General features: G+C 56.6%; 15 protein-coding genes. 1 reads left to right on the forward strand and 14 read right to left on the reverse strand.

Going from position 1 to position 19,195, the window contains the following annotated elements:
• Positions 1-344: 344 nt before the first annotated feature.
• From GXP58_08050 to asnB, 9 genes are all read right to left on the reverse strand, one after another.
• Positions 345-2,120: a tetratricopeptide repeat protein gene (locus GXP58_08050; protein ID NOY53557.1), complete on the reverse strand. Its 1,776-nt coding sequence runs from the start codon at positions 2,118-2,120 to the stop codon at positions 345-347.
• Entirely contained in the window at positions 2,048-2,788 is a 741-nt protein-coding gene (locus GXP58_08055; GenBank protein NOY53558.1) for an SDR family oxidoreductase, read from the reverse strand. Before GXP58_08055 ends, GXP58_08050 begins: the two co-directional genes overlap by 73 nt.
• A complete protein-coding gene (locus GXP58_08060; protein ID NOY53559.1) occupies positions 2,785-4,083 on the reverse strand; it encodes an FAD-binding oxidoreductase in 1,299 nt (432 codons plus the stop codon). Before GXP58_08060 ends, GXP58_08055 begins: the two co-directional genes overlap by 4 nt.
• Before the next feature lie 64 nt (positions 4,084-4,147).
• On the reverse strand, positions 4,148-5,023 hold the full coding sequence (locus GXP58_08065; protein NOY53560.1) for a UbiA prenyltransferase family protein: 876 nt from the start codon (positions 5,021-5,023) through the stop codon (positions 4,148-4,150).
• A 241-nt stretch (positions 5,024-5,264) separates the two neighbouring features.
• On the reverse strand, positions 5,265-6,764 hold the full coding sequence (locus GXP58_08070; protein NOY53561.1) for a hypothetical protein: 1,500 nt from the start codon (positions 6,762-6,764) through the stop codon (positions 5,265-5,267).
• A 60-nt stretch (positions 6,765-6,824) separates the two neighbouring features.
• Positions 6,825-8,345, reverse strand: a complete 1,521-nt coding sequence (locus GXP58_08075; GenBank protein ID NOY53562.1) for a diguanylate cyclase — start codon at positions 8,343-8,345, stop codon at positions 6,825-6,827.
• 4 nt (positions 8,346-8,349) lie between these two features.
• On the reverse strand, positions 8,350-9,573 hold the full coding sequence (locus tag GXP58_08080; protein NOY53563.1) for a glycosyltransferase family 4 protein: 1,224 nt from the start codon (positions 9,571-9,573) through the stop codon (positions 8,350-8,352).
• Entirely contained in the window at positions 9,574-10,785 is a 1,212-nt protein-coding gene (locus tag GXP58_08085) for a glycosyltransferase family 9 protein (GenBank protein ID NOY53564.1), read from the reverse strand. It abuts the gene before it with no gap.
• Between the two features lies 1 nt (position 10,786).
• Positions 10,787-12,706 carry an asparagine synthase (glutamine-hydrolyzing) gene (asnB, locus tag GXP58_08090; protein NOY53565.1) on the reverse strand — a complete coding sequence of 640 codons (1,920 nt, stop codon included), beginning with the start codon at positions 12,704-12,706 and terminating at the stop codon, positions 10,787-10,789.
• A 283-nt stretch (positions 12,707-12,989) separates the two neighbouring features.
• Between asnB and GXP58_08095 the strand changes: the two genes are divergently transcribed.
• On the forward strand, positions 12,990-14,072 hold the full coding sequence (locus tag GXP58_08095) for a nucleotidyltransferase family protein (protein NOY53566.1): 1,083 nt from the start codon (positions 12,990-12,992) through the stop codon (positions 14,070-14,072).
• Here GXP58_08095 and GXP58_08100 read toward each other — a convergent pair.
• Genes GXP58_08100 through GXP58_08120 form a run of 5 tightly spaced genes read right to left on the reverse strand, consistent with a single transcriptional unit; the run spans position 14,026 to position 19,148 of the window.
• Entirely contained in the window at positions 14,026-15,195 is a 1,170-nt protein-coding gene (locus tag GXP58_08100) for a glycosyltransferase family 9 protein (protein ID NOY53567.1), read from the reverse strand. The two genes, GXP58_08095 and GXP58_08100, sit on opposite strands and share 47 nt — an antisense overlap.
• The gene (locus tag GXP58_08105) at positions 15,192-16,319 is read right to left on the reverse strand and encodes a glycosyltransferase family 4 protein (protein NOY53568.1); all 1,128 of its coding nucleotides are present in this window, start codon (positions 16,317-16,319) and stop codon (positions 15,192-15,194) included. Before GXP58_08105 ends, GXP58_08100 begins: the two co-directional genes overlap by 4 nt.
• Before the next feature lie 26 nt (positions 16,320-16,345).
• Positions 16,346-17,512 (reverse strand): glycosyltransferase family 4 protein, encoded by a 1,167-nt coding sequence (locus GXP58_08110; protein NOY53569.1) that lies wholly within the window; start codon positions 17,510-17,512, stop codon positions 16,346-16,348.
• 38 nt (positions 17,513-17,550) lie between these two features.
• Complete coding sequence (locus GXP58_08115) at positions 17,551-18,528, reverse strand: glycosyltransferase (GenBank protein NOY53570.1); 978 nt, start codon at positions 18,526-18,528, stop codon at positions 17,551-17,553.
• Positions 18,525-19,148: a hypothetical protein gene (locus GXP58_08120; GenBank protein NOY53571.1), complete on the reverse strand. Its 624-nt coding sequence runs from the start codon at positions 19,146-19,148 to the stop codon at positions 18,525-18,527. The genes GXP58_08115 and GXP58_08120 overlap by 4 nt, the downstream gene beginning before the upstream one ends.
• Positions 19,149-19,195: the final 47 nt, after the last annotated feature.

Raw genomic sequence — 19,195 nt, forward strand, 5'->3', positions numbered from 1 at the left:
CTCCCCACAACAGAGGAAAACTCCCCTGCCCCTTGTCCCTATCCCGCGAAGATACCATCTCCCTTTCTTCTCTCCCTTACGACCTGCAGTAATGAACCGATATCTTATCATAAAAAAGGTTTCAGGAGCAGGAAAATCGTAATGGGACAGATTCATGCTCAGTGTCAAGGGGCGGTCTGCCCCGGAGGGTCTTGACGAGCCGACCGGAATCGATTTAAATCCCCCTGATAGAAGTCCGACCATGAATCCTGCCCCTGCCGATGAAAAAGGTTGTCGATCACCTGGAGATCGGTCAGGCCGATTACGTTGGATCATCCAGAACAGCATTGGACACCTGTGTCTTGCTATCCGGGAGGACCTTTCGACAGTCCAAACCGTGTACGCAGATCATTTTTCTGCGCCCGGTAGCCCTCGGGCGCCAAACGAATAAACCGTTCGGAGACCTTGGCGGCGCCAGCCGGGTTTCCTGTCAGCAGATAGGCCCTCGCCAGGTTGTACATGGCATCGTAATAGTAGGGGTTGCGCTTCAACGCCTTTCTGTAGGCATCCTCGGCTGCAGAGTAGTCCTTCGATATAAAATAGAGATTCCCGAGATTGTTGAAAACGGGACTCTCGGCTCCGTCAAGTCGTGACGCCCTCTTCAGATATTCCCCGGCCTTTCTGTAATCATTTTTCTTCAGGGCCAGTTCGCTCATGTCGAACCAGAGTCGCCAGTTGCCCGGATCGATCGATACTCCCTTTTTCAGGCTCTTCTCCGCTCCGGTCAAGTCGTTCCGGTCAATCAGGGCCTGTCCCAGCATACCGTAGAAATAGCCATCTTCGGGATATGCCCTGGAAAGCGTACCGAAGAACGAAACCTCATTATCGAAATTCGGTATCCGCTGCATCGTGCCTGCCGCATACAATACCAGCACCCCTGACACGGCAACGGCGGCCAACATGCCCGGCGAGACAGCGGAGGCATTCTTTAACGTAGAGCGCGCAATGGAGGCGCCGACAATGAAGAGCCCGACGGATGGAAGATAACTCATGTGGTCCGCTGATGCGTACAGGCTGTTGATCGGCATGAATCCGAGGACCGGCAGGAGAAAGATGATGAACCACAGCCCCCCGAAAAGGACCGTCCGCTCTTTGCGAAGAAAAAAGAGCAGGAACAGGAATGCAACGTCAATCACCACGGAGCCGGAGAAAGATACCCCTTTGAGGAAATAGAATCCGCTCAGGTGAACAGGCAGAAGGGATATGCGGAGATACTGCGCCAGGTTAACCGGAACATTCACCAGCCAGTCGGCAACCCTGATCGACCCGAGGCCGGCCCCCACCCTGCCGATCACGACGCGATGTACGACGACGAAAGCTGCAAGAATGAGCGTATAGATGCTGAAATCTCTCCATCCAATCACCGCTCGAAGATCCCGGTTCTTTCCACGCGACTCGTGCAGGTCGACGAGGAGGATGGTTGCGGGGAAGACAAACGCCAATTCCTTCGAACCGAGCGCAAGGAGGAAGGCGATACATGAAAGCACGAGCGAGACGGCTGGGCTACATCCCCTTTTCCGCCGGATGTAAAAGATCAGCGCCGGCAGAAGAAAGAATGAACAGAGTATGTCGGTCCGCCCGGCGATCCATGCGACCGACGGAGCACGGGCCGGATGGGCGGCGAACAGGAGGGCCGAGACCATGGCAATCCAATAAGCGTCCAGCAGGAACCATATGAGGATAAAGACCTCGAACGAGACCAGACCGTGCATGACGATATTGAACAGGTGATAGGAGAAAGGGGCTCGCCCCGAAAGATCATAGTTCATCAGATAGGTTATCGATGTAACGGGACGGTAGTAGGCGGACTGCCTTCCTTGCCCGATCGGACCGAAGGGGCTGGAAAATATCTGCGGGATAGACCGGTTCTCATGCACCTTCGGGTCCTTCAGGATCAGGCTGGTATCATCCCAGAGAAACCCGGCACGCAGGTTTCCCCTATAGAGGACGAGTACTTCCAGCAATATCAGAATGAACCCGGCGATAACCCGTGACGGTTTCATCGTCGTCACCCACCCCTTCCGCTCCGTTTGAATAGCGACTCCGGCGCCGCTTCTACAAGCATCATGATGTAGCGCCATATCCAGTGTGTATAAATCACGTTCCGTCTCCTCTGCTGCCCCCGGTATATCGACCGTGCCACAGCCTCCGGAGTGGATGTCAGCAGGGAAGGCAGGTTCATGCCTGCGGTCATCCTGGTCCTGACGAATCCAGGCTTCACCGTCATGACATGCACCCCTGCGCCGTATAGTCTGTTCCTGAGCCCTGATAGATAGGCGGTGAGCCCTGCCTTTGCCGATCCGTATATGTAGTTGCTCCCCCTCCCCCGGTCACCGGCGACCGAGCTGATCCCGATGATAAACCCCTCTCTTCGCCTTTCGAGATCACCGGCAACGATATCGAGGAGACCGGCCACACCGGTGTAATTCGTATTGATAATCCGACGCGCTTCGACCGGATCGTGCTCGGCTCTTTCCTGGTCTCCCAGGAACCCCACGGCCGAAACCACCCCGAGCGGTTTCTCTCCCAGCCCCTCGTAAAATGCCTCGTGTGAATCAAAGTCGAGTATGTCAAGTTCCCTCGCCTCGGCCCTGCGTCCGGTCCTCACACCAATGTCCGCCACCAAGGGAGCAAGTGTCTCCCCGGCATCCCGCGCAGCAAGGATCAGGTCCCAGCCGTGCCGGGCATACTCGAGCGCAACCGCTCTTGCAATATCGCTCTTGGCCCCGATGATCAGCAGAATACTCATATTCCCACCCTTTCAGACTGGAGCGACCGAAACGTACGGTCCATTCCGTTCTCCTTCCGGAATCGCCTGAACCTGTCTATCATCGGATACCCCTTTTCGAACGTATTCCTCCTTACGCGTACATCCTTTGCCAGATAGATCCGCCCCCCGTGATCGAGGACGAGTTCGTCAAGCCTGTCCAGAAGCGAAAAGAGTCCCGGCTCGATCTTAAAATCGAGCGCAAGGCTGTACCCTTCAAGGGGAAAGGATAGATAGTTGTCGTTTGCCGGTCCGTAAAGTTTCAGGACCGCCAGGAACGACCCTTTGCCGGAAGCGGATATGGTATCAAGAATCTGTGACAGGCCTTTGTAACTCATCTCCATCGGGAGTATAAACTGGTACTGCGTGAAGCCGTTTCTCCCATAGATCCGATTCCAGTGATCTACTGCGTCGAGGGGATAGAAAAATGTGTCCAGATCGACCCTGCTGCGTGATATCCGTCGGCGTATCCTTCCGTAATATAACCCGTTGAATGCCCGGACAGTCCGGCTATTCAACATACATGACGGAAGATTGAACGGGACGCCTGGTCTGCGGGACGGCCGGTAACACAAATCTCCGTCATCGGCGAAATCTCCGGTCATCAGTAATGCACGCCCAAGCTCCGGCCCACTCGCCAGGCAATCGATCCATGCAACAGAGTAAGGCACCTCCCGATATTCCTTGAAGGCCTCAAAGGTCTCGCTCAGGTCTTTTGTCTTAATGGTGGTCTGTTCCACATGTACAGAATGGATTCTTTTCATGCGGATCTTCGCGTCGAGTATGACGCCGGTCAAACCCATGCCTCCGCAGGTCGCGTGGAAGAGTTCGGAATTCATGCCGCTGGAACAGGTAAGGACCTCTCCGTCCGGCGTCATCATCCGGAATTCCACCACGCAACTACTGAAACAGCCCGCCACATGGTGGTTTTTGCCGTGCACATCGCTCGCAATGGCACCCCCCACCGTGATCAGCTTGGTGCCGGGAGTGACCGAGAGGAACCACCCCCGAGGCACAAAAACCTCAAGTATCCCGGAGAGAAGCGCTCCCGCCTGAATGTGGAGAATCCCTTGCTCACGATCAAAGCCGAGAAAACAGTCGTGCGGCACAACCTCAATCAGACTCCTCCCGAGGGCACTGTCTCCATAACTTCTTCCGTTCCCCCGCGGGATCATCTCATCGTTTGAATGCATAATATCCACGAGATCGCTCTCCCGCTCGAACAGGAGACGCCGACACTCTATTTCAGGATACATCCCCCAGCTCGTACAGAGCATAAGCTGCTATCCTCATTATTCGGTTCGAAGCCGCCGTAGACCAATTCGTCATCATCCGGCAAGTTTACAGATAGAGGATCCATGCAAAACAGACAATCCATCCGGCCAAAGTCCACTGGATGAAACGATCCTTCATTATAATCCTGGTGGGAGAACTGCTATCCTCCATGACCAGCGTAATCTGGAGATAACGGAGAATCCCCAGGATGACGAAAATAACGGTGATGTAGAGATAGTGACTGTGGAATTTTTCAACAATATCCTCCGATGTTGTGTAGATCGTGTATGCCACGATCACCACGGACGCCATGATCCCCATCGCTGTATTGAGAAAATGGATATTGTAGCCGTCGATAATCTTCCGCATCTTCTCTCCCGTGTCCAGATAGATCAACACATCGTCTCTCCTTTTTGCCAATGCCAGGAACAGCGCAAGGAGGAAGGTCATGACAACAATCCATATTGAAAGGGGGATCCCGGTCGCCGCCGACCCGATGAAGAGACGGAGGACGAACCCGATAGCAATGGTAATAACATCGAGTATTGCAACATGTTTTAGATAGAGGGTATAGGCGATATTCATGGCAGCATAAGCAGCAAGAATGAAAAATGCAACTGCTCCAAGGATGCTGATCAACCCACCCCCCGCGGCAGCCAACATAGCCATCAGAAAAAACGCCTGCGTGGCGGATGCGGCACCCGAGGCAAGGGGTCGGTTCCTCTTTTCCGGATGATGACGGTCCTTCTCCATGTCGTGATAATCGTTAAATATATATACAGCACCGGCCGTGAGCGAAAAGGCGGCAAAGGCAATGAATGCGTTCCACACAAGCTGGACATTCCCCACCCTGCCGGCGAAGAAAAGAGGTGCAAAGACAAAGAGATTCTTGATATGTTGATAAGGTCGCACTAAAAGCAAAAAATTCAGTCGGATATTCACTGGATCGGCACATCCCTTAAACGTCGACAATCAGTCTATTCCCTTGAATGGCAGGATTAGATATTACAGAGAGGCATACAGTCCGTCAAGAGGAATCCGTTCTGGACTTCCCCCAATTTTCAACGACTTCCTCCCCCTCTCACATTCTCTTTCCCTGGAGAGAGGATACTGAGAAAACGACGTTGGTCGCTTCGATTGAGAGAATGGAGATATTTCCCAGAATACTCAATAATGGATACGATCAGAATGGTCTCGCAGGTGCGGTACGTTTGTAGAAGATCGGATTGGAGATAATGCGGTGTTTCGGCGCACGAATCTCCACACGGATGTACCCCTTGACCCGCAAAGGGATAAATTCATACTCCTCGTCAAGGGGAAGTCTGCCGCTGAGAGTCTTGACGAGCCGACCGGAATCGATGAGGTCGGCCTCACAGAAGAGCTTTTCCTTTCCTTCGAGATAGACCGAGAGATGAACCTTCAGCGGCTTTCCCGCGCTCTTCACGGTCTCACCGGCATACGACCAGCTCAATCCGTCTTCGGTCGTGATGGAGAAATCGTCCAGCCGGAACCGATTTGAATCCCCCTGATAAACGGCATACATCCGCCCCCTGCGCATGGCGTCAAGCACTGCGTTGCGGCTCTTCTCTTTCACCAGGAAGATGGTCTGTCCACGCCGGAAGTCCGACCATGAATTCTGCCCCTGCCGGTGAAAATCGAGACCGCAGATCCCCCAGGGGGGGTTCTTGCGTTTTCCCGCGCAATACTGCAGAAGTGTACGGTCCCATTCCTTCCCCGGATCCGTCGCATGGATGGTATCTCCGTAGAGGGCTTCAAATCCGGTGTAGCCGTAGGTCCGCACAAGGTCCGATGGATGCGGCCCGGTATGCATCCGCACGGTCGGCAGGGAGATCCCGGCGATCTCTTTCCGGAAGACAGCCTCCCGGTCCCCGTAATGGGCCTCGGGATGGGCCCAGAAGGTCATCCCGCCATGTTCACGGACATAGTCAATCAACCGTTGATAGGGTGCAACCCCCTGGTCGCCGTGATAGGGGTCGAAGGGGGAACTCCGGAAAGGCTGCGCGTCCAGACCGCCGAGAATACCGATGATCAGCAGCACTTTGCCGGCGGTGCGGAAGATCCCCTTCCAGGAGATCAGTACCACACCGGCCAGCAGGAGCCCAAGGTAGACAAGGAAGCGGGGCAACAGGGCACGGACATTCTCCGTGGAGAAGCCGTTGTCCAGGATCGGAAGGTTGTCGATCACCCGGGGATCGGTCAGACCGATCACGTGGATATGTTTGCGCCAGTCGTGGGTAACCAGTTCCCCGCTACGGAGGGCCCCGGTCCAGTAATAGAAGGGAGCCGACTCCAGGCCCGGCACGAGGATGATCTCCGGATGGGCCGCATCGACGGCATCGACACGGGCCAGGTATTTCCGGATCCCTTCCTTCAGAACGGACCTGCGGGAACGGGTGAAAGAGAAGAGATGGGGAAATGGCGGCAGACCGTAACTCATCGCAATCCGGTCATGGTCGCTCAGAACGATGACATCGACCTGCCGCTCCCGGGCAAGTTTCACCAGTTGGTCAAGAGTGTGCGCACCGCTGCTGAATTCCGAGGTATGGACATGAACCACGCCGGTGAGGGAGATCCACCCGCCGGCCTCTCCCGGGATGCAACAGACAAGGCCCCAAAGGATCAACCCTGCAAGAAAGGCGGTAGACCGTATGACAGTCCTCATGGGACGTCCTCGTTCTCTTTCAGAAACTTTTTGACAAAAGATGGATCTCTCTTCGCCATCTTATGCAACCTCCACGGCATCGCGCAAAAGGTCCTGGACGATCCCGCCGTTCCCCGGATATTCGACGACCCGCACCTTCAGGGTCATAGGGTGAGTCCCCTCCTGCGCCAGTGTATTGTCAAATATGGTTTGCAAGCGTTCGATCAGGTAGCTCATCCCTTCCCCTTCCTCCGGGGTCATTACCACAAAACTCTCCCCCCCCATGTAGGAGACTACATCGGTGGCCCGGACATTTTCTTCAAAGAATCGTGCAATCCTTTGAAAACACCGTCTCCTCTCCTCCGGGTCGGAAAAGGCGGAAAGACGGCTCTGCAACCCTTTGAGATCAAAAAGTAGGAGGGCAAAGCTGTGATCACCGTAGCGGTCGCACCGCCGGATTTCGTCGATGACCCGTCGGCTCATATATTGAAAACTGGGCAGGCCGGTCTCCCGGTCAACCATGGCCACCTGTTCCGACCGGCGGAGACGTACGGCCAGTTTCTCTTCGACAAAGCCAAGGGTTTTGAGTGCGAAGAGGATTCCCATGGCAATCAGCGCCAGCATCATCAGAGTGTATTCCGAGGGAATCAGGGTGAGGACGAAGGCGGTCAGGCCGAGGTGAATACAGAAGAAATAGATCAGGAGGACGACTTTCTTCTCCCGGATACCGAGTCGAACCAGGCGGTGATGGAGATGTTCCCCGTCGGCGGAGAAGATATTCTTCTTGACCTTGCTTCGACGGATCACGGCCATCAGGGTGTCGAGCACGGGCACCCCGAGCGCAGCGAGGGGGATCATGAGGGCCATCATGGTCGCCCCCTTCTGCAATCCCTCAATCCCGACGACAGAGAGGACAAAACCTAAAAACATGCTCCCGGCATCCCCTAAAAAGATCCGGGCCGGAAAAAAATTATACCGGAGAAATCCGAGGCAACTCCCGGCCAGTACGGCCGTCAGCACCATCCCGGTCAGGTCGCCCCGGTGCCCTGCCACGGCAAAAAGCGTCAGGGATCCGATGAGGGCGACCCCCGAGGCCAGGCCGTCAAGCCCGTCGATCAGGTTCATGGCATTGACCATGGCCACAACCCAAAGAACGGTGACGATCCCCCCGGGGACCGGGCCGAGATGAAAATTCCCGCCCAAGGGGTTGGTGAGAAATTCGATTCGGACACCGGCCCAGGCAAGAGAAATCCCGGCCAGGATCTGCCCCCCCAATTTCCAGCGGGGCCGAAGAGAACGGAAATCGTCGACCAACCCGGTGAACAGGACCAGGGTCCCCCCGCAGAGAAATCCCGTGACCGCCTTTTCTTTCATATTCAGGAGATCGGGAAATTTGATCGCCGTAACGAGAAAAACCGCCATGAACCCGGCAAAGATCGCCACACCCCCGAAGTAGGGGATATTCCGGGCATGGATCTTTCTCCCGCCCGGCCGGTCAACACAGCCGAGCCGCAGGGCAAGATGTCCGGCCACCGGGGTCGTAACAAGAGATGAGAGCAACGCTCCGGTAAAAAGAAAGAGATAAAAGATCCAGGGGGTCATAATGTTATCCGGTCTTCCGGTTTGCGATCACCTTCTCGAAATCGCAGCGCTTCAAAGATAATTCAGGTACGGCGATCCCTTTTTGCTTCAGGCAAAGATCGTACACCGCAACAATCTCATCGACCATGGTCCCGGCATCAAACTTTTCGCCAATCCGCCGCCGGGCATTTTCCCCCATCCGAAGCCGCAGGCCCGGATCGTTGAGAAGCCGGAGCATCGCCTCCGCAAGGAGAGACGGTTCCCCGGGAGGAATCAATATCCCTGTTTTCCCGTCAACCACGACATCGGGGATCCCCCCGACGGTTGTCGCCACCACGGCTTTCCCGGAGGCACCGGCCTCGAGGAGGACTCGGCCCATCCCTTCGTAGAAGGAAGGAAGGATACAGAAATCACAGAGGGCCGTGATCTCGGCAATCTTCGTCCGGAATCCCGCGAAGATAACCGATGCCTCGATCCCGTATTCCCGGACCCGTTCACGCAGGGAGGGTTCCAGGTCTCCCTCTCCCACGAGGAGGAGTTTTACATCAGGATGTTTCTTCAACACACCGGTTATCGCCTTCAGCGCGACGGTGTGTCCTTTGCCTTCCCAAAGCTTCGAAACAAAACCGATCACCGGGTCCGTCATCCCGAGACCGAGTTCGTTCCGGAGCCGTCCCTGTTCCGCCCGGTCATACTTACGAAAGGCCTCCAGATCGATCCCGCTGTAGATTTTCGAGTACGCCCCCTCCTGGAGGATTCCTTCCCGTTCCGCCCAGTCGATCATCGGCTGGGAGATATAGATCATCCGGTCCGCCCATCGGGCGGCCCGCCGTTCCAGTCTTTTAAAAAGAACCCGCCGGATCCACGGTTCATTGTCGTGGAAGGAAAAACCGTGGACCGTATGGATCACTACGGGGGTCTTTGCAATCTTCCCGGCCAGTCGGCCCAGGAACCCCGCCTTGGAGTTATGGGTATGGACGACGGTGATCTCTTCCCGGCGCAGAATCCGCACCAGTTCGAAGAGGGCCCGAAGGTCCTTCACCGGATGGAGCGGCTGCACCATGTTCCGCACCTCGTGAACGGCCATGCCGTTTCCCCGGACAATGTAATTAAGCATCCCCCCCGGGGCGCAGGCAAGAGAAACCTCGAAACGATCCCGGGGCGTCCGTTTCATCGTCAGGTAGGTGTTGATCCCCGACCCGCTTACGATCGGGAGGGTATGGACGTGCAGGACCTTGATCCGGTTCATTCATGCCACTCCATGTCTGGCAGACCTGTCCGCAAATTCGACGACATTCGAGTGCGGCAGGGCAGCCTCCGCCCCGCGCAGAGAAACCAGTGGTCCCTCACCTGCGGCGGCAGCCCTCGGCCCTGCGGCAACAGTTTCCTCCACGACCTTTAAGACCTCCTCCGGACGGATTGACCAGAGGCAGTCCCGGTCCCGGCAATCAAAATTCGTACAAGGGCTGCAGACCACTGGATGATAAAGCAGATGATGAAACCCCTCCCCCCCGTAAGGACCATACCGACCCGGCTTGCCCGGTCCGAAGAGGGCCACGACGGGGATCCCGACCGCCACGGCCAGGTGCATCGGGCCCGTATCGTTCGTAACCACCAGGTCACAGGTTTCGAACAGCGCCGCCAGCTCGGGAAGGGAAAGTTTTCCGGCCAGATCGACGGGACGATGGTCCATCTCGGAGATAATCCGTTCTACAACAGGACGGTCGGCCTCACTACCGACGATCAGGATCTCCGCACCGGTCCTTTCCGTCAGCCGATCGGCAAGGGAGGCGAAATACTCCGCCGGCCACCGTTTATAGACGGCATCGCCCCCGGGGTTCAGGACAATACGAAGGCTTCCTCTTTTCCCCGCCTCCCCGGCCTGAAGAACCCCGGCGACACGGGAACGGTCTTTATCACTCACCGGAAACGCAAGCCCCTCTCCGGGATCTTCCGCCCCAACGAGGCGGACCACATCAAGGTTCAGGTCAACCTCATGACGGGAGGCAAAGGCCGGGTCCTCCCAGGAGTCATCGATTGCGGCATCATAGAAGGTTCCCCGTCCGTCGGTGTTCCTCCCAACGGAAAATTTCGCCCCCACCACCTGCAACAGCAGCCGGAAGCGGAAGGCACCGCGGCGGGAAAAGAGATGATAGAGATTGACCGCCAGATCGTATTGTCTGCTCCGGAGCTGACGGAGAAGATGGAACAACGGCTTGATCTCGGAGAGGACGATCCGGTTCTGCATCCCTTCCGTAGGGATCTCGAAAACATGGTCCACATAAAGGCATCGCTCCAGAAGAGGAACGCATTTCGGTGTCACCAGAAGATCAATCACCGCTTCCGGGAAGCGTGCCCGGAGAGCACGAAGAGCCGGTACGGCGAGGATCAGATCGCCGATTCCCGCCGCCTTGATCACCAGAATTCTCCCGGCCTTGCCCGACCATATTTTCGAGATCATCTCAACCCGCTCCTGTAAGAATACCTTCACGATGGGAGATTCGTTCCCGGTCAAGATAAAGACGGCACCAGACTTCCAGGGAAAGAAGCGCCCAGATCTGGTGCGTCATGACCCGTTTCCCCTGGAAATGATCGGCGATCATCGTCTCAAGACAGGCGGGCCGGAAAAACCCCCGTGCCGTCGACCGCGGGGCCAGCAGCATCTCCCGCACATACCCCTCCAGGTCCCGGCGGAACCAGGAACCGATCGGGACCATGAACCCCTGTTTTTTCCTGTTCAGGATCGCAGACGGCAGGACCCCTTTCATCATCTCCTTCATCAATCCCTTCAGACGGAGCCCCCTCATCCTGAACGAGGTGGGGAGGGCCGACATGAACTCCACGAGACGGTGGTCGCAGAAGGGAACCCGGAGTTCCAGGGAATGATTCATGCTCATGGCATCTCCCATCAAAAGGAGGTCCGACGGGAGATAGGTCGTCAGATCGTGCAGCACAACATTCCCGACATAGTCCCCTCCCCCCAGGCACAGCCGGGCCGCCCGCCGGGCTTCCCCTCCCTCCACCGGCAGCAGTTCCCGGAATTCATCCGTATAGAGGGAGTCTTTCATCTGCGGAGTCACGAAGGTCGTCCAGTCGAGATAACGCTCCGCCGGATCGGTAAGCCCCCCCCGGGCAAAACGCTTGATCCAGCCGCCGATATTCCGGCTCCGGGTACTCTCGGGGATCCGCTCCGCGAGGGGCGGGACCACCCCCCTGCGAATCCACGACGGGACACGGTCATAGAGGCGGGAAAGACGCGCCCCTAAATAGCGGGGATAGCCGAGAAAAATCTCATCGCCACCGATCCCGCTTAAAGCCACCGTCACAAAACGGCGGGTCTCCCGGGAGACGAGAAAGGTCGGGAGGGCCGAGGAATCGGCGAACGGTTCCCCCACGGCTTCGATGATTTCCGGAAGGAGGGAGACCACATCGGGAGCCAGGATAAATTCATGATGATCGGTGCCGAAGGCGTCCGCCACGATCCGGGCCTCGGCCAGCTCATTATAGGAGGCATCTTCTTCTCCGTAACCGATGGTGAAGGTCTTCACCGGCTCGCTCATGCACTCCGACAGGAAGGCGACGATACAGGCCGAATCCATCCCGCCGCTCAGGAAGGCACCGAGGGGGACCTCGCTGATCATACGGGACCGGACGGCATCACGCAGCAGGGCAAGGGCCTGTTCCTTCGCCTCTGCGAAGGAAACCTTCTCCCCGGCCTCAGGCATGGGGGGCGTCCAGTAACGGCGGATGTTGATCTCACCCCGGTGCCAGGTCAGGCAATGGCCGGGAAGAAGCTTTTGGACGGAACGGAAGATACTCATCGGCGCCGGGACATAGAGAAGGCTCAGGTAGGCATCGACCGCCTCAGTCCTCAGGGTATTCAGCGATGGGTCGGCGGCAAGGAGCGCCCGGATCTCTGAGGCAAAGAGGAGACGGTCCCCCTGTTCGGCGTAGACCAGCGGTTTGATTCCGAGGCGGTCCCGGACCAGCAGGAGACGTTCCGCCCTGCGGTCCCAGAGGGCGAATGCGAACATCCCCTGGAGACGGGAAAGGCAGTCCTCCCCGTAATCTTCATAGAGATGAACGATCACCTCCGTGTCGGAAAAGGTGGAGAACTCATGGCCTCTCCGGACAAGGTCCCGCCGCAACTCCCGGTAGTTGTAGATCTCTCCGTTGAAGACCACACAGACCGATTTCTCTTCATTGAAGATCGGCTGGTGTCCCGAGGCAAGGTCGATAATCGCAAGGCGCCGCATTCCGAGGGAGACGGAGCGATCCAAAAAGACCCCTTCGTCATCAGGGCCGCGATGAAAGATGGACCGGCACATCACCGACAGCAGGGATGGATCAGGCCTGCCCGCAATTCCAACGATTCCGCACAAAATTCCCTCTTTTCCAAACAAAATCAGGGAAGGATAAAAAGAGCTTTCTATTTAATTTTAATACAGTCAGCAAATTTAGACAATATTTTATTATCCAAAACATTGACGGGAAAAAGGGGTCAAAGGGGTCAAGTCTGCTCTTGGCTCACATTGATCCAGAAAAATTTTTCGTAAGGTAAGTCAAGAGCAGACTTGACCCCTTTATGGTTGAGATAACGGTTGATTTTAAGTATTGTTTAATTTATAATTTATATATAGTTATGTTGTTTTATTGGAGTAATACTTGAGATATTTTACCGTGGCCAACAAGAAGAAAAATCATGAACCGGAGAGACGGCTCATGACCCTCCTGAACCGGATCACCGGACTCGATAGGGAAGCCATCGGAACACTCCTTGAAAAAGGGCGGGACTGGGATTCTTTTTGCCGGACTTCCGTCGCCCTCCTTGCCGCTCCTCTCTTTTACTGGAACCTGAAACCGTGGGAAGGGCAGGAACCGATCGCCACCGAACTCATCCCCTTTCTCAGGGAGGAGTACCTGGAGACCCTGGCCCGGAACCTGTATCTCTTTCATGAGTGCGATACCGTCCTGGAAAAGCTGGCCGGCAAGGGGATCCCCGTCATCCCCCTGAAGGGAGCAGCCCTGGCACGGGACCTCTACCCTTCCATCGCCGTCCGTCCCATGTTCGATATCGATCTCCTGGTCCGCAGGGAGGATCTTCCCGCCGTCGACGAGGTCCTGCGGAAGAACCGGTACCGTCCCCTGTCCGCTCCGGACCCGGGTAAGGGTTTCACTTACGAAAGCCACTACATCAAGGAGACGAAGGCCCCCGTCGTTCTCGAGATCCACTGGAACCTGGGGGAAGAGAACCGCTACCGGCTCGACATCGACGGGATCTGGAGCCGGGCCGTCCCGAATGCCGGGGGAACCGGCCTTGCAATGTCCGCCGAAGATACGCTCCTCTACCTGGCCCAGCACTTCTTCAAGCACTATCTCTTCAAGCGGCTGATCTGGCTCTGCGACATCCACGAGTGGATCGGGCGGGAAGATATCCGCTGGGATCTTCTCATCGAACGGGCACAGTCCCAGTCGATCGCCACCTTCCTCTTCTATACCCTGAAGATCTACGAGGACTTTTATGAAACGGACCTTCCCATCCGTCCGGAATCGATCCTGAAGATCGGCCCCCTCCGCAAAGCCGTCCTGAACGGCTATGTCCGCCGTTTTCCCATGTTCCGCTCCGTGGAAAAGGAGAACTACCTCCGCCAGCGGATCTTCGCCTTCAGTTGCATCGACCGGATGCCCGACCGTCTACGCTTTACAATGGATGCACTGCGGCGGGACCGGGAACGGCGGTCTGCCTGAACGCTTTGCGGAAGGCCCTGAAAACTTCATCCGGGAGAATCCCCCGCATACAATCATGGGTCTTCACCCTGCACCAGCCCCGGTTACAGCCGATACAGGGAAGATCATTCATACGAAAGACATGGTGTTCCATGCCCTGCGGCCACCATTGAACCGCCTTCGTCGGCCCCATGAAAGAAAAGGTCTTTGTCCCCACGGCACAGGCCAGATGGAGGGGCCCGGAGTTGTTACAGATCAGAAGATCGAGCCGGGAGAGAAAGACCGCGAAATCCCGCAGGGACGGAAAGGGGGGCGCAACCTCCGGCCTCATCCGCATCCGTTCCTGTACCCGGCGGAGAATCTCCCAGTCGGACGGTCCGCCGCAAAGGACAACCCGTGCCGATCCTTTTTCAATCAGGAGATCCGACAGTTCAGCGAAATACTCCACCGGCCAGCGTTGCGTCCAGTGGGTGCCGCCGGGATGAACCCCGACGAGGGGAATTCCCTCATTTTTCCGGCCCACCGGATGACCCGGCCGGAACGGCTCCGTGGCGTTACCCGGCAGATCCAGCCGGACTTCCCGGGAGGGATTTTCAACCCCCAGCGGCACGAGGAGCGCAAGGAGCCGATCGACGGTATGTTTTTCACCGTCCGGTCCCGGCACAACCTCATCGAAGAAGACGCCCCTTCCGTCCTGACCGTAGCCGACGGAATAACCCGATCCGGCCAGTCCGGCAAGAAACGCGGGGAAGAGCAACCCGTCGGTGTTCAGGTCAATAACAAGATCAAATTCGTTTTCCCGGAGCGACCGGACAAGTCTCCGTATCCCGGTCAATCCTCCCCGACAGGTACCGACCATGACGTCATCCACCCCGGGACAAAGATCGAAGATTTCTCTGACGGCCGGAGGGCAAAGCACAAGGATTCGGGCGCCGGGGAAACGGCCCCGCAGGACGGAAACGCAGGGAAGGGAAAGAACGGCGTCCCCGAGCCGCTGCTGGGAAATAACCAGGATCCGTCCGGGAGATTCCGGGAACTTCCTTTTTGGTCTTCCCGCCCCGCAAAGAACGAGCAGGAAAAGCCCGCCCCTGCGAAGGGAAAGCAGGGATTTCTTCAGGAGGGACCGCATCCGATGAAAGATCATGAGGCCAGGATCTCCTCGTAGAGCAACTCGACCCTGCGTGCATGTTCCCGGAGGCTGAAATATTCCCGGACACGCTCCCTGCCCTTCTCTCCCATACGTAACCGCAAGGCAGGATCGTCCGCAAGTTTCCGCATCGCATCCGCCAGGGCATCGACATCCCCGAAGGGGACGAGCAGTCCCGTCACGCCATCTTCCACGATCTCAGGAACCGCATCGACGGCAAAGGCCACGACCGGTTTTCCGCAGGCCATCGCCTCGATGAGGACACGGCCGAAGGCCTCCGTCCGGGAGGGGAGGGCCAGTATGTCAACGGAAGACATGACGCCGGGGATATCTTCCCGGTAACCGGCAAAGGTCACGGTACCGGACAATCCCAGACGGGCCGCCTGCCTTTCCAGATCCTTACGATAGGGCGTCCGCTCTCCCACGATCAGAAGATGGAGACCGGCACCATCCTCACGTGCCTTCCTGAGCGCCCGGATCAGCTTGTCTCCCCCCTTGTCCGGCTCGATCCGTCCGATCAGCCCTATGACAACCTTTCCCGGCAGCCCGGAATCAGCCCGTTTCTCCGCCCGCCCGCCTGATTCATAGAGATTCGGGTCGAGCCCGTTATAGACGACCGTGACCTTCCGGCCTCGATCCCAGGGGAACCGGCCCGCCACGGCACGGGATATGGCAATTACGCGGGACGCCAGGGCATAGAGAAAACGGTCGTAGACCGGCTCCCTGGACGCGATCCGGACGTGCCAGACGAGGGGAATCCCCGAACACCGGGCGGCAAGCCCTGCATAGAAGGTCGAACGTGATGCGTTCGTATGGACTATATCCACGCCTTCTTCCCGCATGACCCGGACCAGGCGCCGGACAACCCCCGCCGCCTTCAGAATATCAAGCCCGCGTAACGTGCCGAAGGGGATAATCCTGTATGGAACGGCCAGCCGGTCCAAATGCCCGGCAAGCTTCCCGGGCTCCGGAAGAACAACCATCGGGGCGAAACGCGTGCGGTCAATCCGTTGCAACAGCACGAGGAGGCTCTGTTGCCCCCCACCCGCCATCTCAGCCGTATGCTCCACGAAAAGGATTTTCTTTTTTTCAGGAGGGACATCCCCCATTATTTTCTCCATAGTACAACCTTTCGGGAACAACAAATTCAGGCTGCAATGATCCGGTTGAGGCGTGATGCGATTCGGCTCCAGGTATACTCCGAATAGACTCGCTCCCTGCCTTGCCGGCCCAACTGTCGTCGGAAAGTGTTTTCCTTCAAAAGAAACCGTATGGCCCCCGAAAGCGACTCGATATCATCCGGCGTGACGAGCAGGCCGGTTTCCTCATGTACGACGGCATCCTGAATCCCGCCGGAACGAGACCCGATGACGGCTTTCCCCATGGCGTTCGCTTCCAGATAGACAATCCCGAACCCCTCCACGTCCCCGTCTTCCTCGATTTCCACCGGGGTCAGCACAAAGAGATCGCACAAGGAATAATAGGCGGGAAGAGATTGTTCTTCTACAAACCCGGCAAAGATGACCCGGTCTTCGATCCGGAGATCTTTGACCAGGGTTTCCAATCGGCTTCTTTCCGGTCCCTCTCCAACGATGAGATAGACCAGTTCCGGGAACTCCGGGGAGAGTTTTTTTACCGCACCGATCACCGTATCATGCCCTTTCCGCTTGACCAGTCTGGAAACCGTCAGGAGAACCGTTTTGTTACGGATTCCAAGCTGAGCCGCCAGCCGGGACGGGTCCGTATCCGCCGCCCATTTTTCCGGATGGATCCCGTTGGGAACGACAGTGATCCGCTCTCCCGATATCCCCAATCCCCGAATCGCCTCCGCGGTAAAACGGCTCACCGGCAATATCCCGTCGGCGCGCTGAAAGACCCGAATCATCCAGCGTTTGAAAAATTTGCTCCGCTGAGGTTCAAGAACATCCAGTCCGTGGGCAAAGACAAAATAGCGAACCCTCAGGAGATGAGACAACAGAAAGGAGACGATCCCGCAAGGGGACCAGGTGTTATTCACGACAATCCGGATTCCGTGCCGAACCAGGATGTACACGGCAAAGAGGGTGATCACGACAATATTGCCGATCAAAGAATCCCGCAACGGGTATCGGTAGACTCTTTTCCCTTGCAAATCCGGAACATCCCGGTCCATGCCGGGTACGTTCGGAGCGAGTACATAGACCTCGCCCCCTTGTTCCGTAAGCCCGGCAACGATCCCGAGGGCGTGCTCCGACATCCCCCCCGACATCGGCGGAAAATCAACCGTCACCATCAGGACCCGCTTAGGGTGATTCTGTTGTCTTCGCAACGGCATTTCAAATCCTTTTTCCTTGAAGGTCCCTTTTCTTTTCGTCACATCCGAACGATGGAAAAGAGTTCCTTGATTCGGTCTTCATAGGTATTCCCGGTCTGGATCTTCCGGAAACCTCTCTCACGGATGGTTTCCCGATCGTCAGGGTGCTCCAGGTAATAATGTATCTTTTGCCGAAGATCCTTTGCATCCCGATAGCAGATGACTTCGTCTTCCGGTTTCAGATATTTGGAAATTTCCTTCTTTTCATCCACGATCTGAAATCCGCCGCAACCGGCGATATCAAAAAAACGCTGGTTCACCCCTTCAATGTCATCGTAATGATGAAGGTTCAGGTTGATTCGTGAAGCGTTAATGACACGGGTATGATCCATCCCCCGGACATCATGCCCCGTACAATGTCGCCGCATCGGGTCCTCCCCGGAAAGAGTCCGCCATCCGTCTCCCCAGATTTTCAGATCCACGTCGATAAGTCCGCTGAAGTAGGTTTTTCGAAAGGGATACATGGACCCGATAAAACCGACATCAGCCCCAAAACGTTCCCTCTCCCCCGGCGATAACGCAAGCCGCTTCTGGATCTCCACATCATAGGCGTGGGCCAGATAATAGACATTGTTCCACCCTGCATTACGGAGCGTACGATTCCAGTAGGGGTTCTTGGTAAAGAAATAATCATAAACCGCGAGGGCACCCGCAACGCACGGATAAGCCATCGGCCGTGGATCGGGGAACCAGTTGATCAATGAACACCCTGCAATGCTCCGCGCCGCACGCAGTGTCTCCGGATAAATCAATTCCCCTTTTTGCACAAAGATCAGATCCGGCGCCTGATCCTTCACGACGTTCAGCAGACGGCTGTTCATCCTTCGCACAAGGAGTGATCGCAAACCCGGCGCACGGAGTCTTACCCCCTTTCGGTAATCGAAAACATGAACCTCATGCCCGCACCGTTTCAGCGCTTGTGCCGTGGACCATCCAAAGGAACTGTAGAAATGCACCGCAACAAGCAATATCTTCATTGAGCTTCCGCCTGATTCTCTTGAGGAACCCAATCATGGGACCGGTCGTCCGTGCCGGTTGCTCCGATCCGACGGATGATCTTCGCCGGATTACCGCCCACAAAACTCATCGAAGGGACATCCTTTGTCACCACGGCACCCGCCCCGACCACCGCACCGTCACCAATGGTCACCCCGGCCAGCACCATCGCATTCGATGCAATCCATACCCCTTTGCCGATCGTAATCGGCCGACAACGAACGACACGCCTCCTGTCTGCATCGAGACATTCCATATCATGATAGGGTGTGAGAAGCCGGACGTTGTGTCCGAAGAAAGAATGCGGTCCGATGGTGATCGTCGCCGAGTCATCACAGAAGGTGTTCTGAAGGGCAACGTGATCCCCCACGATCATGTTCCCCCACAAGAAGCGGAACCCCCGGGCAATCGTTACCTCCCGGCCGACATGAATATTGCGTCTTCGAAAACGGTGGGACATTGGATAAGTGAGCAATCTTCGAATCCACCCGGATAGTTTCACCCACACCGGCCTTTTGCCGGTGAACGATCGTAACCGGTGCGGACCGAAGCGTTGGCCGCAACTCCGGCAGATCCGGTCATCCCTTTCGTATTCTTCCATAGGAACCATTTTCGTACTTCCACATACAGGGCAACGATCCATCGTTT

This window comes from Deltaproteobacteria bacterium (assembly GCA_013151235.1).
Classification (GTDB): domain Bacteria; phylum CG2-30-53-67; class CG2-30-53-67; order CG2-30-53-67; family CG2-30-53-67; genus JAADIO01.